General features: G+C 73.7%; 16 protein-coding genes. 7 read left to right on the top strand and 9 right to left on the bottom strand.

What is annotated here, in order from left to right; all coding sequences use genetic code 11:
- Window positions 1–10: 10 nt before the first annotated feature.
- Window positions 11–751 (bottom strand): (2Fe-2S)-binding protein, encoded by a 741-nt coding sequence (locus BLASA_RS02380; RefSeq protein WP_014374403.1) that lies wholly within the window; start codon window positions 749–751, stop codon window positions 11–13.
- A 131-nt stretch (window positions 752–882) separates the two neighbouring features.
- On the opposite strand from BLASA_RS02380, the gene acs reads away from it, so the two are divergent.
- The 3 genes from acs to BLASA_RS02365 all read left to right on the top strand — a co-directional run bounded on the left by acs (window position 883) and on the right by BLASA_RS02365 (window position 4,426).
- Window positions 883–2,832 (top strand): acetate--CoA ligase, encoded by a 1,950-nt coding sequence (acs, locus tag BLASA_RS02375; RefSeq protein WP_014374402.1) that lies wholly within the window; start codon window positions 883–885, stop codon window positions 2,830–2,832.
- 161 nt (window positions 2,833–2,993) lie between these two features.
- Window positions 2,994–3,494: a phage holin family protein gene (locus BLASA_RS02370; RefSeq protein ID WP_014374401.1), complete on the top strand. Its 501-nt coding sequence runs from the start codon at window positions 2,994–2,996 to the stop codon at window positions 3,492–3,494.
- A 5-nt stretch (window positions 3,495–3,499) separates the two neighbouring features.
- Entirely contained in the window at window positions 3,500–4,426 is a 927-nt protein-coding gene (locus BLASA_RS02365; RefSeq protein ID WP_014374400.1) for an alpha/beta fold hydrolase, read from the top strand.
- Window positions 4,427–4,549: 123 nt separating this feature from the next.
- Here the strand turns inward: BLASA_RS02365 and BLASA_RS02360 are convergent, their stop codons facing one another.
- The 5 genes from BLASA_RS02360 to nth all read right to left on the bottom strand — a co-directional run bounded on the left by BLASA_RS02360 (window position 4,550) and on the right by nth (window position 8,396).
- Window positions 4,550–5,731 (bottom strand): MarP family serine protease, encoded by a 1,182-nt coding sequence (locus BLASA_RS02360; RefSeq protein WP_014374399.1) that lies wholly within the window; start codon window positions 5,729–5,731, stop codon window positions 4,550–4,552.
- Window positions 5,732–5,777: 46 nt separating this feature from the next.
- Complete coding sequence (locus BLASA_RS02355; RefSeq protein ID WP_014374398.1) at window positions 5,778–6,158, bottom strand: cupredoxin domain-containing protein; 381 nt, start codon at window positions 6,156–6,158, stop codon at window positions 5,778–5,780.
- A gap of 107 nt (window positions 6,159–6,265) precedes the next feature.
- A complete protein-coding gene (locus tag BLASA_RS02350; RefSeq protein ID WP_014374397.1) occupies window positions 6,266–7,027 on the bottom strand; it encodes an NUDIX hydrolase in 762 nt (253 codons plus the stop codon).
- On the bottom strand, window positions 7,024–7,596 hold the full coding sequence (locus BLASA_RS02345) for a TlpA family protein disulfide reductase (RefSeq protein ID WP_014374396.1): 573 nt from the start codon (window positions 7,594–7,596) through the stop codon (window positions 7,024–7,026). The genes BLASA_RS02350 and BLASA_RS02345 overlap by 4 nt, the downstream gene beginning before the upstream one ends.
- Window positions 7,596–8,396 carry an endonuclease III gene (gene nth / locus BLASA_RS02340; RefSeq protein ID WP_014374395.1) on the bottom strand — a complete coding sequence of 267 codons (801 nt, stop codon included), beginning with the start codon at window positions 8,394–8,396 and terminating at the stop codon, window positions 7,596–7,598. The genes BLASA_RS02345 and nth overlap by 1 nt, the downstream gene beginning before the upstream one ends.
- A 99-nt stretch (window positions 8,397–8,495) precedes the next feature.
- Here nth and BLASA_RS02335 point away from each other — a divergent pair, with 99 nt between their 5' ends.
- Complete coding sequence (locus tag BLASA_RS02335; RefSeq protein WP_014374394.1) at window positions 8,496–8,738, top strand: hypothetical protein; 243 nt, start codon at window positions 8,496–8,498, stop codon at window positions 8,736–8,738.
- Between the two features lie 144 nt (window positions 8,739–8,882).
- Window positions 8,883–9,557, top strand: coding sequence for a Crp/Fnr family transcriptional regulator (locus tag BLASA_RS02330; protein WP_014374393.1), 675 nt, complete (start codon window positions 8,883–8,885; stop codon window positions 9,555–9,557).
- Between the two features lie 181 nt (window positions 9,558–9,738).
- Here the strand turns inward: BLASA_RS02330 and BLASA_RS02325 are convergent, their stop codons facing one another.
- From BLASA_RS02325 to BLASA_RS24495, 3 genes are all read right to left on the bottom strand, one after another.
- Window positions 9,739–10,533, bottom strand: a complete 795-nt coding sequence (locus BLASA_RS02325; RefSeq protein WP_014374392.1) for an NUDIX hydrolase — start codon at window positions 10,531–10,533, stop codon at window positions 9,739–9,741.
- Window positions 10,534–10,693: 160 nt separating this feature from the next.
- Complete coding sequence (locus BLASA_RS02320; RefSeq protein WP_014374391.1) at window positions 10,694–11,167, bottom strand: RidA family protein; 474 nt, start codon at window positions 11,165–11,167, stop codon at window positions 10,694–10,696.
- The gene (locus BLASA_RS24495) at window positions 11,164–11,334 is read right to left on the bottom strand and encodes a hypothetical protein (RefSeq protein ID WP_014374390.1); all 171 of its coding nucleotides are present in this window, start codon (window positions 11,332–11,334) and stop codon (window positions 11,164–11,166) included. The genes BLASA_RS02320 and BLASA_RS24495 overlap by 4 nt, the downstream gene beginning before the upstream one ends.
- 102 nt (window positions 11,335–11,436) lie before the next feature.
- Here BLASA_RS24495 and BLASA_RS02315 point away from each other — a divergent pair, with 102 nt between their 5' ends.
- Both BLASA_RS02315 and BLASA_RS02310 read left to right on the top strand, forming a co-directional pair.
- Window positions 11,437–12,507 carry an ArsA-related P-loop ATPase gene (locus BLASA_RS02315; RefSeq protein WP_014374389.1) on the top strand — a complete coding sequence of 357 codons (1,071 nt, stop codon included), beginning with the start codon at window positions 11,437–11,439 and terminating at the stop codon, window positions 12,505–12,507.
- Complete coding sequence (locus tag BLASA_RS02310; protein ID WP_014374388.1) at window positions 12,504–13,712, top strand: ArsA family ATPase; 1,209 nt, start codon at window positions 12,504–12,506, stop codon at window positions 13,710–13,712. The genes BLASA_RS02315 and BLASA_RS02310 overlap by 4 nt, the downstream gene beginning before the upstream one ends.
- The last annotated feature ends 15 nt before the right edge of the window (window positions 13,713–13,727 follow it).

Below are 13,727 nucleotides of genomic sequence, written 5' to 3'. Positions count from 1 at the left end.
CTTGCGCCGATCATCTCCCGGCGGATCCCGGAGGGCGAGGCGCCGGACCCGGGCCCCAGGACCGGGCGGCGGCGTCCTCCAGCAGCCTCCGTCGCTCGGCCGGTGGCCGGCGCGGGCAGGACAGGCAGGTCGCCCCCTGCGGCAGCCGGTCGATCAGGCAGCACGACGCGCGGGCGGTGAACCGCGTGCCGGCGACGTCGACGTAGCGCGGAGCCGGCAGCGGGGCGCCCACTGCCGCGGCCAGCGGCCTGGCCAGCGCGGTGACCGCCCCGGTGTCACCGAGCGCCCGCCCGAGGGTCAGGAGCCCGTTGGCCAGCGAGTCGCTGGCGATCGCCCAGAGCGGCCGTGGCCGCATGCGGGCGGCCGCGGCCAGCGCCGGGACCACCGCCGACAGGCACTCCCGCAGGCCGTCGGCCGGATCGCCACCGGCGACCGCGGACACCGCGGCGACCGGCAGCCCACCGCGGCCGAGGAAGACGGTGGTGTCGGCCGGTCGCGCCGACAGCGGACGACCCGCGGCCAGCCCCGCCAGCACCGGCGCCAGGACCACGGCCGACGCCGAGTACCACCACACCGTGGCGTGCACCCGCGCGGCGCCCGCCCGGGGAGTGCGGGTGGCCAGGAGCTCCGCCAGCCATCGCGCGTCGGCCAGCCGCTCGGCCGGGACCGGGAGGGTCCCCGGCGACGGCACCAGCCCGAAGGCGGCGGCGCCGGGGATGCGCGCCACCACCTCCGCCTGCGGGGCCGTCACGGACCCAGTCTGCTGCAGCGGTCCCGGCCGACGGTGCGCGGGGAAGACGCCGGACGCCCCGGGGCCATACGGTGTGTCCTGGACCACGCTGCACCGTCGCGTACCAGGCGACGCAGGACTCGGGAGGACCCATGAGCGAGACGCCCCAGGTCGACGGCCCCACCTTCGCCCCGCCGGAGGACCTGGCGGCGCAGGCCAACCTCGGGCCGGACGCCTACGAGGAGGCCGCGCGCGACCGGCTGGGGTTCTGGGCGTCGGCAGCGGAGCGGCTCACCTGGACGCAGAAGTGGGACACGGTCCTGGACTGGAGCAACCCGCCCTTCGCCAAGTGGTTCCTCGGCGGCACGCTGAACGTCGCCTACAACTGCGTCGACCGGCACGTCGAGGCCGGCCACGGCGACCAGGTCGCCTATCACTGGGAGGGCGAGCCGGGCGACACCCGGACGATCACCTACGCCCAGCTGAAGGACGAGGTCTGCAAGGCCGCCAACGCCCTCACCGAGATGGGCGTCCAGGCCGGTGACCGCGTGGCGATCTACCTGCCGATGATCCCCGAGGCCGTCATCTCGATGCTGGCCTGCGCCCGCATCGGCGCCGTCCACATGGTGGTCTTCGGCGGCTTCTCCGCCGACGCCCTGGCCAGCCGGATCACCGACGCCGGTGCGCAGGTCGTCATCACCTCCGACGGCGGTTACCGGCGGGGGGCGCCCAGCGCGCTCAAGCCCGCCGTCGACGAGGCGGTGTCCCGCACCGAGGGCGTCCGGAAGGTCCTGGTCGTCCAGCGCACCGAGCAGGACGTCGACTGGGATGACAGCCGCGACCTGTGGTGGCACGACGTCGTCGACCGCCAGTCCACCGAGCACGAGGCGCAGTCCTTCGACGCCGAGCACCCGCTCTACATCATGTACACCTCGGGCACGACGGCGAAGCCCAAGGGGATCCTGCACACCAGCGGCGGGTACCTGGCCCAGGTCAGCTTCACCCACTGGGCGAGCTTCGACCTCAAGGCCGACACCGACGTCTTCTGGACCGCCGCCGACGTGGGCTGGGTGACCGGCCACAGCTACATCGTCTACGGACCGCTCTCCAACCGGGCGACGTCTGTCATGTACGAGGGGACGCCGGAGACACCGCACCGCGGCCGCTGGTTCGAGCTGATCCAGAAGTACGGCGTGACGATCCTGTACACCGCACCGACGGTCATCCGCACCTTCATGAAGTGGGGCGACGAGATCCCGGCGGGCTTCGATTTGTCGACGCTGCGCCTGCTCGGCTCGGTCGGCGAGCCGATCAACCCCGAGGCCTGGCTCTGGTACCACCGGAACGTCGGCGGCGGACGGTGCCCGATCGTCGACACCTGGTGGCAGACCGAGACCGGCGGCCACATGATCAACCCGCTACCCGGGGTCACGACCCTGGTCCCCGGCTCGGCCCAGCGGCCTTTCCCCGGCATCTCCGCCAAGGTGGTCGACGACGAGGGCAAGGAGCTGGAGAACGACTCCACCGGGCTCCTGGTGCTCACCGAGCCGTGGCCGTCGATGCTGCGCACCATCTGGGGCGACGACGACCGCTACGTCGACACCTACTGGTCGCGGTTCGGGAAGAACACCTACTTCGCCGGGGACGGCGCGAAGAAGGACGCCGACGGCCACATCTGGTTGCTCGGCCGGGTCGACGACGTCATGAACGTGTCCGGCCACCGCATCTCGACCACCGAGGTGGAGTCCTCCCTCGTCGGGCACCCGGCGGTGGCGGAGGCGGCGGTCGTGGGCGCCACCGACCCGACCACCGGCCAGGGCATCGTCGCCTTCGTGATCCTCCGCGAGAGCGGAACGGACTCCGGGGACGAGCTGGTGCAGACGCTGCGCACCCACGTCGCCCGCGACATCGGCCCGATCGCCAAGCCCCGCCAGATCATGGTGGTGCAGGAGCTGCCGAAGACGCGGTCGGGCAAGATCATGCGCCGGCTGCTGCGGGACATCGCCGAGAACCGCGAGCTGGGCGACGTCACCACGCTCACCGACTCCTCGGTCATGAACATGATCAAGGACAAGCTGCCCGCCGCGCCCGCGGAGGACTGACCCCACCAGGCATAGGAGGCTTTACCTACGTCTCGGACCCCCGAGCCATAGGTAGAGCTTCCTATGCCTCCGCCCCGTCCGACGGCATCGGGACGCGGTGCCGGCGCTCATGGGGCACGATCGTCCTGACCAGCAGCGTTGGACCGAAGGAGGAGCCACCCGTGGCCCACAGTGTGTCGCAGATCCGCACCGACGGAGCCGGCCCGGCCGTCGAGCCCTCGATCGGCACGCTCGTGCAGAGCGCGATGGCCGACGTCTCCACGTTGATCCGCAACGAGATCGAGCTGGCCAAGGCGGAGGTCGGCGCCTCGGCGAAGAAGGGCGGCATCGGCGCCGCCTCGTTCGCCGCGGCCGGCGTGTTCGCCGCCTTCGCGGGGATCTTCTTCTTCATCGCCCTGGCCGAGTTCCTCACCTGGCTCGGGCTGATCCGGTGGATCGCCTACGCCATCGTCTTCCTCCTGCTCATCGCGCTGGCCGGCGTCGCCGCACTCGTCGGCAAGAAGATGATCAAGAAGATCGAGAAGCCCGAGCGGACGATCGAGTCGCTCAAGGAGCTGCCCGAGGTGATGCACCGCGAGGCGCCGGGCACCCGGCGGCGCGAGGTCCCCGTGGTGAGCGGCGGCAAGGTGGAGCTGCGCGGCAACGAGTCGTACCGGGTCTGAGGCCGATGACCGTCCCTCCGGACGGCCGTCCCGACGCCACCAGCGTCCTGCTCCCCGGGCCGTGGACCCACCGCGACATCTCGGCCAACGGGGTGCGGCTGCACGCAGCCGAGGCCGGGGAGGGACCGCTGGTCCTGCTGCTGCACGGCTTTCCCCAGTTCTGGTGGACCTGGCGGTCGCAGCTGACCGCCCTCGCCGACGCCGGGTTCCGCGCCGTCGCCCCCGACCTGCGCGGCTACGGCGCCAGCGACAAGCCGCCCCGCGGCTACGACCTCCCCACCCTCTCCGCCGACGTCGCCGCACTGGTGCGGGCCCTGGGTGAGCGGGACGCCGTGGTGGTCGGCCACGACTGGGGCGGCCTGCTGGGCTGGACGGTGGCCGCGCTGCAGCCCCGGGTGGTGCGCCGGCTGGTCGTCGTCTCGATGGCCCATCCGCGGCTGCTGCGCGCCGGGCTGACCGACCGCCGCCAGCGCCGCGCGCTGCGGTACGCCCTCGGCTTCCAGGTACCGCGGCTCCCCGAACGCCGGCTGACCCGCCTCGACGACGACCCGGTGGCCGACCTGATGCAGCGCTGGGCGGGGCCGGAGTGGTCCCGTACGGCGGACTTCGCCGCCGCCGTGGACCGGTACCGCGCCGCGGCCCGCATCCCGCAGGCCGCGTACGGCGCGATGGAGTACTACCGCTGGGCCGGCCGGTCGCAGCTGCGACCCGACGGCCTGCGCTACGCCCGCCGGATGGCCGCGCCGATCACCGCGCCCACCCTGCAGCTGCACGGCGCGCTGGACCCCTGCGTGCTGCCGGAGACCGCCCGCGGGTCGGGCCGGTACGTCGCGGGTGCCTACGAGTGGCGGGAGCTCCCCGACGTCGGCCACTTCCCGCAGGAGGAGGCCGCCGACGAGGTGAGCAAGGCAATCATCTCGCAGCTGCGCTGACCTCTGGCGAATCGCGAACGCGCCTCCGGCGGGGTCATCGACCGGCTACGCCGGACTGGCAGGCACCCGGGGACGGGGCCTCCGGCCCGACCTGGATGAATGCGCTTCGCGGATTCATCCAGGTCATTCGCAGGTGCCGGTGCTGACCTCCGCGAGCGCCCGGCTGCCCGCCGTGGCCGCCTCGGCCACCTGGGGGCCGGTGAGCGCGTACCCGGTCTCCGGGTCGTCGATCGCCGAGGCGAACACCACCCCGAGAACGCTGCCGTCGGGGGCGAACAGCGGGCCCCCGGAGTTCCCGGCGCGGACCTGACCGAAGAGTGCGTAGACGTCCCGGACCACGGTCCCGGTGTTCCGGAAGTCCGGCCCGCTGATCTCCCCGCGGTCGCGGACGCGGGCGGGCCCGACGTACAGCGGTCCGCCGCCCGGGTATCCCATGATCAGCGCGTCGTCCCCCGTGTCGGCGGCCGCCGCGGTGAAGGTCAGCGGCACCTGCGGCAGGCCCGGGACCGCCAGGACCGCGACGTCGACGGCCTCGTCGACGAACACCGGCACCGCGTCGTACTCCTCGCCCTCGGCGACCACCACCGGTTCGGTGACGCCGGCCAGCACGTGCGCGTTGGTCATGACCCGCTCGGGGGCGTACACGAAGCCGGAGCCGTCGACCTGCCGCGAGCAGGTCGGCGCGATGCCGCGGATCCGCACCACCGAGCCCTCGACCGAGGCGACCACGGTGCTGTCCACCAGCGCCGGGTCCGGGGCCGGCACCTCGCGGGCGTCGGTCGGCGTGAGCGGGTCGAGCACGTCGGGCAGTCCGCGCCGGTCGATCGCGTCGCGGAGGTTCTGGTAGACGGTCCGAACCCCGTCGGGGACCGTCCCGTCGACGGCCTGCACCAGTGCCGACTGCCGGACCTGGCTGGCCACCTGCGGGAACGGGGAGCTGGCCAGCGGTGAGGCGACCATCCACGCGACCAGCAGGACCGACGCCGCCGAGGCCACCGCCCCGGCGGCGGAGTCGACCATCTTGGCCGGCTCCCAGGTGACCCGGGACCGCACGGCCCGCCCGGCCGCACCGGCCAGGATCTGGCCGAGCAGCGCCCCGGCGAGGACCACCACGAGCGCGGCGAACACCCGGGTCACGCTCGATCCGTCGATCCGGTCGGCCACCGGGCCCGACAGCTGGGCACCGAGGACGGCGCCGCCCAGGAAGCCGAGGATCGAGGTGGCCGAGACGAGCAGGCCCTGCCGGAAGCCGGACAGCGCGAACACCAACGCCAGGACGATCAGCAGGACGTCGACGACGGACACCCGTCAATACCCCCGCTCGACTCCGGGCGCGATCCGCTACCTGTCGTCATCGGCCGCTGACCGTCATCGTGCCCACCTGACCCAGCTGGAGGTGGAAGGTGCAGGCGAACGGGTAGTCGCCCGGCGTCTGGACCTCGAACTCGATCGTCTCCTCCTGCCCTGGGGCGAGGAAGGGGACGCCGGCGTCGATCGGAGCGGGCAGCTCCTCGTCGGTGTACTCGAGGTTGTGGGTCATCTGGTCGGCGACGTTCTCCACGGTCAGCCGCACCCGGCCGGGGGCGACGGTGAAGTGGTCGGGGTAGAACTCGTAGTCGTCCCTGGTCTGGACGGTGACCTCCTGGACGCCGTCGGCGGCCACCGTCACCTCGCCCAGGCCCTCGGCAACCGGCGCCGGAGCCGGCTCCTCGCTGCCGCAGCCGGTCAGCATGACCAGCGCAGCGGCGACCGCAACGGTCTTCCTGCCGAGGCCCCGGCCGCCTCCCGGACCCCGTCCCGGGCCTGCGAGGGGTGGGGAGGAGGTGGTCCTTCTACCGCTCATCGGGGCCAGACCGTACGCGTCGGAGCGCCGTCGGGCGCGGGATCGGCCACCGTCGGCGCGGCGGCGTCCTCGGCCCCCCCGGCGCCCAGCGAGCCGGGCAGGTGGGGCGGGCGCACCCCGGTCTCGCGCAGCGGGCGGACGTCGGAGGCGTCCCACGGGCGGGCGAGGCCGGCCGCCTCGAGGATCGCGTCGAGCAGGCCGGCGGTGAACCCCCACACCACCATGTCGGCGACGCCGAACGCCGGGCCGATGAAGCCGGTCGGGTGCCGGATGCGGAAGCGGTTCGCCGGGTCGACGAGGTCGGCGAGCGGGACGCGCGCGACCCGGGCCACCTCCTGGGGATCGCCGACGGTGACGTCCCGCGGGTCGTCCCACCACGCGACGACGGGCACCACGAGGTTGTCCGACGGGCCGAGGAACAGCTCCGGCAGCGTGGCGAGGACGCGCACGCCGTCGGGGTCGATCCCCGCCTCCTCCTCGGCCTCGCGCAGCGCCGTCCCGACCGGGTAGTCCTCACCCGCGTCCGCGCCCCCTCCCGGGAACGCGGGCTGGCCGGCGTGGCTGCGCAGGTGCGGTGACTTCTCGATGATCAGCACGTCGGGGCCGCGCGGGCCCTCGCCGAAGAGGATGAGGACGGCGGAGCGTCGCGCGGTGCGCGTCGCCTCCGGCCGCCGGTGCCGCAGCGGCAGGTCGCCGGCGCGCTCGACCAGCCGACGCAGGTAGTCGGGCAGCCCGTCGGCCACCGGCTGCGCGCTCACAGCTGCACGCCCAGGTGCTGGGCCACCAGGCCACGGAGCTCGTCCAGCGAGCCCACCGGCCCGGCCTCGGTGTGCACCAGGGCACCTCCGGCGTCGACGAAGTAGGTGAACGGCAGGGCGTTCAGGCCGAGCTCGGCCATCAGCTCCCCCTCGCCGTCGAACGCGCTGGGGAAGGTGACGCCGGCGTCCTCGGCGAATGACGCCGCCTGCGGCAGCCCGTCCTTGCTGATGACGCCCACCATCCTGACGTCGTCCCCGGCCAGCTCGGCGAACTCCTGCAGCACCGGCATCTCCTCCCGGCAGGGCGGGCACCAGCTCCCCCACAGGTTCACCACCATCGGCACGCCCGGTGCCCGAGCGAGGTCGAGCGAGCCACCCCCCGGGCACTCGAACACCAGCGCCGGCAGTCGCTGCGCCCCGACCGCCGCGGCCTCGGGCTGCTCGGGGCAGGGGGTGAGGGGCGCCACCGCGGTCGAGGGAGCGGCGGCCGGGCCGCCGTCGTCGGCCGGCTCGCCGGTGCAGCCGGCCAGCAGGAGAGCCGCCGCGAGCGCGACGAACGATCGGCGCATCACTCGGTGTCCGAGGCGACGGGTGTCTTCACGAGCGTCAGGGCCACCTCGGGATCGACCGGGCCGATGCCGAACGAGGGGCACCACTGCGCCAGGCCGCACGCCCCGCACGCCGCCTTCTTCGCATGGCACACCCGGCGCCCGTGGAAGATCACCCGGTGGCTGAAGTCGGTCCACTCCCTCTTCGGGACCAGCCGCGCCACCTCGGCCTCGACCTTGACCGGGTCCTCCTCCGCCGTCCAGCCGAACCGGCGCACCAGCCGGCCGAAGTGGGTGTCGACGGTCAGCCCGGGCACGCCGAACGCGTTGCCGAGCACCACGTTGGCGGTCTTGCGGCCCACGCCCGGCAGCGTGACCAGCTCCGCCATCCGGCGCGGGACCTCGCCGTCGAACCGCTCGACCAGGACCTGGCTGAGCCCGAGCACGGAGTTCGCCTTCGCCCGGAAGAACCCCGTGGGCTTCAGGATGGTCTCCAGCTCCCCTCGGTCGGCGCCCGCGAGGGCGACCGCGTCGGGGTACCGGGCGAAGAGCGTGGGCGTCACCTTGTTGACCATCTTGTCGGTGGTCTGCGCCGACAGGACCGTGGCGACCAGCAGCTCGAAGGCGTTGGTGAAGTCGAGCTCGCAGTGCGCATCGGCGTGGATGACGGCGAGCTCGCGGGCCATCCGGCGGGCCCGGCGGGTCTGCGCCAGCGGTGTCTCCTCCGGATCGAACGGCGACGCTCCGGTCAGCGCGGCGCGGGTGGGGCGACGGGCACGGACGGGGCGCGCGTAGGCCGGTGAGGACGCGGGTGCGGACACGCGCTCGAGGGTATGCGGGCCTGCCGACCTTCTCCTTCCGTGCCATCCTTGAGGGCGGATCGCTCCCCCGGTTCCGCCGACGACGCAGAGGAGGTCGGGATGGTCGCCCTCAGTGTCATCCTCTTCCCACCGCTGCTCATCGCGTTCCTGCTGGTCATGGAACGGGTCGAGGAGCCCCTCCGCCGGCCGGCGTCGTCCGCGCGCGAGGTCAGCGAGTTCCTCAACACCGCCACCCCCGGCGAGGTCGACACCCTGGCGACGTCCGGGATCCGGCGCGCCCTGTCCCGCTGGCGGCGACGGCGGCACAGCGCCCGCCGCTCCGACAACCCGCCGATGGTCTGAAGGACGGCTCCCTGCGGGGAGGTCGGATCTCGCTCCGACGAGGGACGCAGATCACCACCGAACGGGTGACCGACTGCACAGCCGCCTAGACTCGCTTTCGACACGGGCACCCCTGTGTCGGCGAAGAGTGTGAGAGGACGTGCAGTGGACGAGGTGCTGGCTCAGTCGGGGCTCTTCCAGGGGCTCTCCGAGGATGCGGTGGACCCCGTTCTCAGCCGCCTCGAGACGATCAACCTGCCGCGGGGTCGGGTGATCTTCAACGAGGGCGAGCCGGGCGACAGCCTGTACATCGTCATGACCGGCAAGATCAAGCTGTCCCGCCGGTCGCCGGACGGCCGGGAGAACGTGCTCGCGGTCATGGGGCCGTCCGACCAGTTCGGCGAGCTGTCCGTCTTCGACCCGGGTCCGCGCACCGCGACGGCCACCGCGGTCACCGACGTGAAGCTGGCCCGCATGCCGCAGTCGGTGCTGCTGCCGTGGATCGAGGCGCACCCGGAGATCGGTGAGCAGCTGCTGCGCGTGCTGGCCCGCCGCCTGCGCCGCACGAACGACTCCGTCGCCGACCTGATCTTCACCGACGTCCCCGGTCGCGTGGCCAAGGCGCTGCTGCAGATGGCCGACCGCTTCGGCAGCCGCGACACCGACGGCCTCCGGGTGAAGCACGACCTCACCCAGGAGGAGCTGGCCCAGCTCGTCGGCGCCTCGCGCGAGACGGTGAACAAGGCGCTGGCCGATTTCGTGCACCGCGGGTGGATCCAGCTGCAGGGCAAGTCCGTCGTCGTCCTCGACGAAGACCGCCTGCGCCGAAGGGCGAGGTAGTCGGCACGACCGTCGAACGCGAGAGGCCCGGACCGTGACGGTTCCGGCCCTCTCGCGTTCACTGCCTCAGGTGAGGAGAGCTCGGTCGTGCCGAGTGGGCCCCGGAGGGGTCCGCGCAGGCGCGACGCAGCGGCTCAGTGCAGCCGGGGAACGGCACGTGGCCGCGGTGTGATCCGGAGGATCACGAAGGTAATGGCACGGCCAGGCGGATGCGGGTGCCGTCGGGCAGCACCGCCCAGCGGCCGTCGGGGGTGTCCTCGAACCGCGGGCTGATCGGCTGCACCGGCTGCGGGGGCGACCCGGCGAGCGCGGTGGCGACGTCGGGGAACCCGGTCAGCTGGCCGAGCGTGTGTGTCGTCGGCGGCATCATCGGCCGGGTGCCGGTCTCCAGCTCGGCCAACGCCGCGGCCGGGCTCAGCCACGCGGCCTCGTCCGCCTCGCCCGACACGTCGCGCGCCTCCTGCCCGACCGGCAGCGCGGCGGCGAAGAACTTGGTGTCGTAGCGCCGTGGCTCGACCGGCGGGGTGATCCAGTGCGCGAAGGGGCGCAGCAGGTCCGACCGGAGCACCAGGCCACGGTCGGCCAGCAGCCCGGCCAGCGACAGCTCGCGGCTCAGCAGCGCCTGCCGCTGCTCCTCCCAGTCGTCGCCGGAGACGTCCGGAACGACCGCACCGTCCGGCAGCCCGGCGAGCAGGACGCCGGCTTCCTCGAACGTCTCCCGCACCGCGGCGCAGACGAGTTCCCGGGCGGTCCGCTCGCCGCACCCGAAGGCGGCGGCCCACTGGTCGGGCGCCGGCCCGGTCCAGCCGATCTCCGTGTCGCCGTCCCGCGGGTCGACGCCGCCACCGGGGTAGGCGGTCATCCCGCCGGCGAAGGGCATGCCTCTGGTCCGGCGCAGCAGGTAGACCTCGAGCCCGGGCCTCCCGTCGCGCAGCAGCAGGACGGTCGCGGCCTGTTTCGGTTCAGCCGGTGTCATCAGACGTCACCCCGTCAGCGGTGGACCCGGCGCGGGGGCCGGAGGCCTCCCGCTGGGGACATGGGCAGGGGCTCCACGCAGCAGGGGACGGCACCTGGGCGCGGTGCTGACCGGAGGGCAGCGGTGTCATGGCCGCGGTGCTGTCCGGAGGACAGCGGTGTCATGGCCGGAGCTCGACGGTGAGCTCGACCTCGACCGGGGCCCCGAGGGGCAGCTCCGCCACGCCGACGGCGCTCCGGGCGTGCTGGCCGGCCTCGCCGAAGATCCGCCCGAGCAGCTCGCTGGCCCCGTTCACCACGCGCGGCTGGCCGGTGAAGCCTTCCACGCTGGCCACGTAGCCGACCACGCGCACGATGCGGGCCACCGAGTCCAGCCCCACGAGGTCGTCGACGGCGGCGAGGGCGTTGAGCGCGCACAGCTTGGCGTCGGCGGCAGCGGCCTCGACGTCGACCGAGCCGCCGACCTTGCCGGTGCGGCGGAGCCCGCCGTCGACGAAGGGCAGCTGACCGGAGGTGAACACCAGGGAGCCGGTGCGCACCGCGGGGACGTAGGCGGCGACCGGGGCGGCCACCGCCGGCAGCCGGATGCCGAGCTCGGCGAGCCGGGCGTGCCAGCTCTGCGCGGGCGCCGTCATACCGGGCGCTTGAGGTAGGCGACCAGCTGCTCGGCCCCGGCGGGGCCGGGGAGCACGGTCACCAGCTCCCACCCGTCGACGCCCCAGGAGTCGAGGATCGCCTTGGTGTTGTGGACCAGCAGGGGGATGGTCGCGTATTCCCACTTCTGGCGGGCGGCTTCGCTCATGGGCGCGACGCTACTGCAGCCGGTGCGGAGGAGGGGCACGGCCGCCCGCGCCCCCGGGCTCCGCCGCGGGCCGACCCGCTCACCTGCTCCTACGCTGGTGCCGTGATCCCCGACCTGTCGCCTGCGCGTCTGCACGTGGTCACCGGCAAGGGCGGCACCGGGAAGACCACCGTCGCCGCTGCCCTGGCCCTGGCGCTGGCCGCCGGCGGGCGGTCGGTGCTGCTGGTGGAGACCGAGGGTCGGCAGGGCATCGCCCAGCTGTTCGACACGCCCCCGCTGCCCTACGAGGAGCGCCGCGTCGCCGTCGCCCGGGGCGGTGGGGAGGTGAAGGCCCTGGCCATCGACGTCGAGGAGGCCCTGCTGGACTACCTCGACATGTTCTACAACCTCCGGCGGGCCGGGCGGGCGCTGCGCAAGATGGGCGCCATCGACTTCGCTACCGCCATCGCGCCGGGTCTTCGTGACGTGCTGATCACCGGCAAGATCAAGGAGGCGGTGACCCGGCGCCGGAATGGCCGGGAGGTCTACGACGCCGTGGTCGTCGACGCCCCGCCCACCGGGCGGATCACCCGGTTCCTCGGGGTCACCGGGGAGATGTCGCAGCTGGCCCGGTCCGGGCCCATCAAGACCCAGAGCGACGGCGTCATGGCGGTGCTCCGCTCCCCGCAGACGGCGGTGCACCTGGTGACGATCCTCGAGGACATGCCGGTGCAGGAGACCACCGACGCCATCGCGGAACTGGAGAAGGCCGGACTGCCCATCGGCTCCGTCGTCGTGAACATGGCCGCCGAGCCGGTGCTGCCGGCCGACGCCCTCTCCCGCGCGGCCGCCGGCGAGCTCTCCGGCGCCGACCTCTCGCCCGCGCTCGCCGCGGCGGGTCTGCCCGGAGGCGCGGCGCTCGCCGACGCCCTGGCCGCCGAGGTGGTGGAGCACGCCCGCCGCTGGACCGCCCAGGATGCGCTGCGCGACCAGGTGACCGCGCTCGGTCGCCCCACCGTGGAGCTGCCGTTGCTGCCGGGTCCCATGGATGTGGGCTGCCTGTTCGAGCTGGCCGGTCGCCTGGAGGACCACCTGCGCGCGGAGGTGGGGCGAGCGGACAGGGGCGTGAGCATCGCAGCGAGGAACGAGCGAGGAGCGGAGCGCTCCGCGGGAGCGAGCGGGGGCACCGCGTGAGCGCGTCGCCCGCGGAGGCCCAGGGTCGGCGGCAGGCGCCCGCGATGGACCTCGACGCGCTGATCGCCGACCCGGCCACCCGCATCGTCGTCTGCTGCGGCGCCGGCGGCGTCGGCAAGACGACGACGTCGGCCGCGCTCGCGCTGGCCGCCGCGGAGGCCGGGCGGAGCGTCGTCGTGCTCACCATCGACCCGGCGCGGCGGCTCGCGCAGTCGCTCGGCCTGGTGGAGCTGGACAACGAGCCGCGGCGGGTCGACGTCCCCGGGATCGACGGCGAACTGCACGCGATGATGCTGGACATGAAGCGGACGTTCGACGACGTCGTCACCGCTCACTCCACGCCAGAGCGCGCCCAGCAGATCCTGGACAACCCCTTCTACCAGGCGCTCTCCTCCTCCTTCGCCGGGACGCAGGAGTACATGGCGATGGAGAAGCTCGGCCAGCTGCGGGCCAGCGACCAGTGGGACCTGATCATCGTGGACACCCCGCCGTCGCGGTCCGCGCTGGACTTCCTGGACGCGCCGAACCGGATGGGCCGCTTCCTCGACGGCACGATGATCCGGCTGCTCACCGCGCCCAGCCGGACCGGGTTCAAGTTCGCCAGCGCCGGCTTCCTGTTCTTCAGCCGGATCATCAGCAAGATCCTCGGCGGCCAGCTGCTGCGGGACATCTCCGCCTTCGTCGCGGCCCTGGACACGATGTTCGGCGGCTTCCGCGAGCGGGCGACCGCCACGTTCGAGCTGCTCCGCCGTCCCGGCACCTGGTTCGTGGTGGTCGCCGCCCCGGAGCCCGACGCCCTGCGGGAGGCCTCCTACTTCGTCGACCGGCTGTCGGCGGAGGGCATGCCGCTGGCCGGGCTGGTGCTCAACCGCACCCACCCCCCGGCGACGACCGCGTTGTCGGCCACGCGCGCCGAAGGGGCCGCGGAGGAGGTGGCCGAGTCCGGCGGGGAGACCGCGGCGCTGACCGCCGCCGCGCTGCGGGTGCACGCCGAGCGCATGCAGCAGGCCGCGCGCGAGCAGCACCTGGCCGACCGCTTCACCAGCGCCCACCCCGAGGTGGCGGTGCGCACGGTGCCGGCGGCTGCGGGAGACGTCCACGACGTGGACGGGCTGCGGGGGATGGCCGAGGCGCTGACCGGGGCCGACGACGACACGCCGACCGGCACGCCGAGGACACGAGTCCTTCCCGCGCGCCGCGGCTGAGCGCGGCGGCGACCA

It is taken from the genome of Blastococcus saxobsidens DD2, assembly GCF_000284015.1.
GTDB classification, from domain to species: Bacteria; Actinomycetota; Actinomycetes; order Mycobacteriales; family Geodermatophilaceae; genus Blastococcus; species Blastococcus saxobsidens_A.
The sequence above is the reverse complement of the archived record's forward strand: the minus strand, read 5'-3'. Positions and strand labels throughout refer to the sequence as shown.

What these genes read in the sequence shown, in the direction of transcription:
- BLASA_RS02355 (WP_014374398.1), bottom strand. Translation starts at nt 6,158, where the DNA reads ATGCTGACCGGCTGCGGCAGCGAGGAGCCGGCTCCGGCGCCGGTTGCC.
- BLASA_RS02335 (WP_014374394.1), top strand. Translation starts at nt 8,496, where the DNA reads ATGGTCGCCCTCAGTGTCATCCTCTTCCCACCGCTGCTCATCGCGTTC.
- BLASA_RS24495 (WP_014374390.1), bottom strand. Translation starts at nt 11,334, where the DNA reads ATGAGCGAAGCCGCCCGCCAGAAGTGGGAATACGCGACCATCCCCCTG.
- acs (WP_014374402.1), top strand. Translation starts at nt 883, where the DNA reads ATGAGCGAGACGCCCCAGGTCGACGGCCCCACCTTCGCCCCGCCGGAG.
- BLASA_RS02320 (WP_014374391.1), bottom strand. Translation starts at nt 11,167, where the DNA reads ATGACGGCGCCCGCGCAGAGCTGGCACGCCCGGCTCGCCGAGCTCGGC.
- BLASA_RS02345 (WP_014374396.1), bottom strand. Translation starts at nt 7,596, where the DNA reads ATGCGCCGATCGTTCGTCGCGCTCGCGGCGGCTCTCCTGCTGGCCGGC.
- BLASA_RS02325 (WP_014374392.1), bottom strand. Translation starts at nt 10,533, where the DNA reads ATGACACCGGCTGAACCGAAACAGGCCGCGACCGTCCTGCTGCTGCGC.
- BLASA_RS02365 (WP_014374400.1), top strand. Translation starts at nt 3,500, where the DNA reads ATGACCGTCCCTCCGGACGGCCGTCCCGACGCCACCAGCGTCCTGCTC.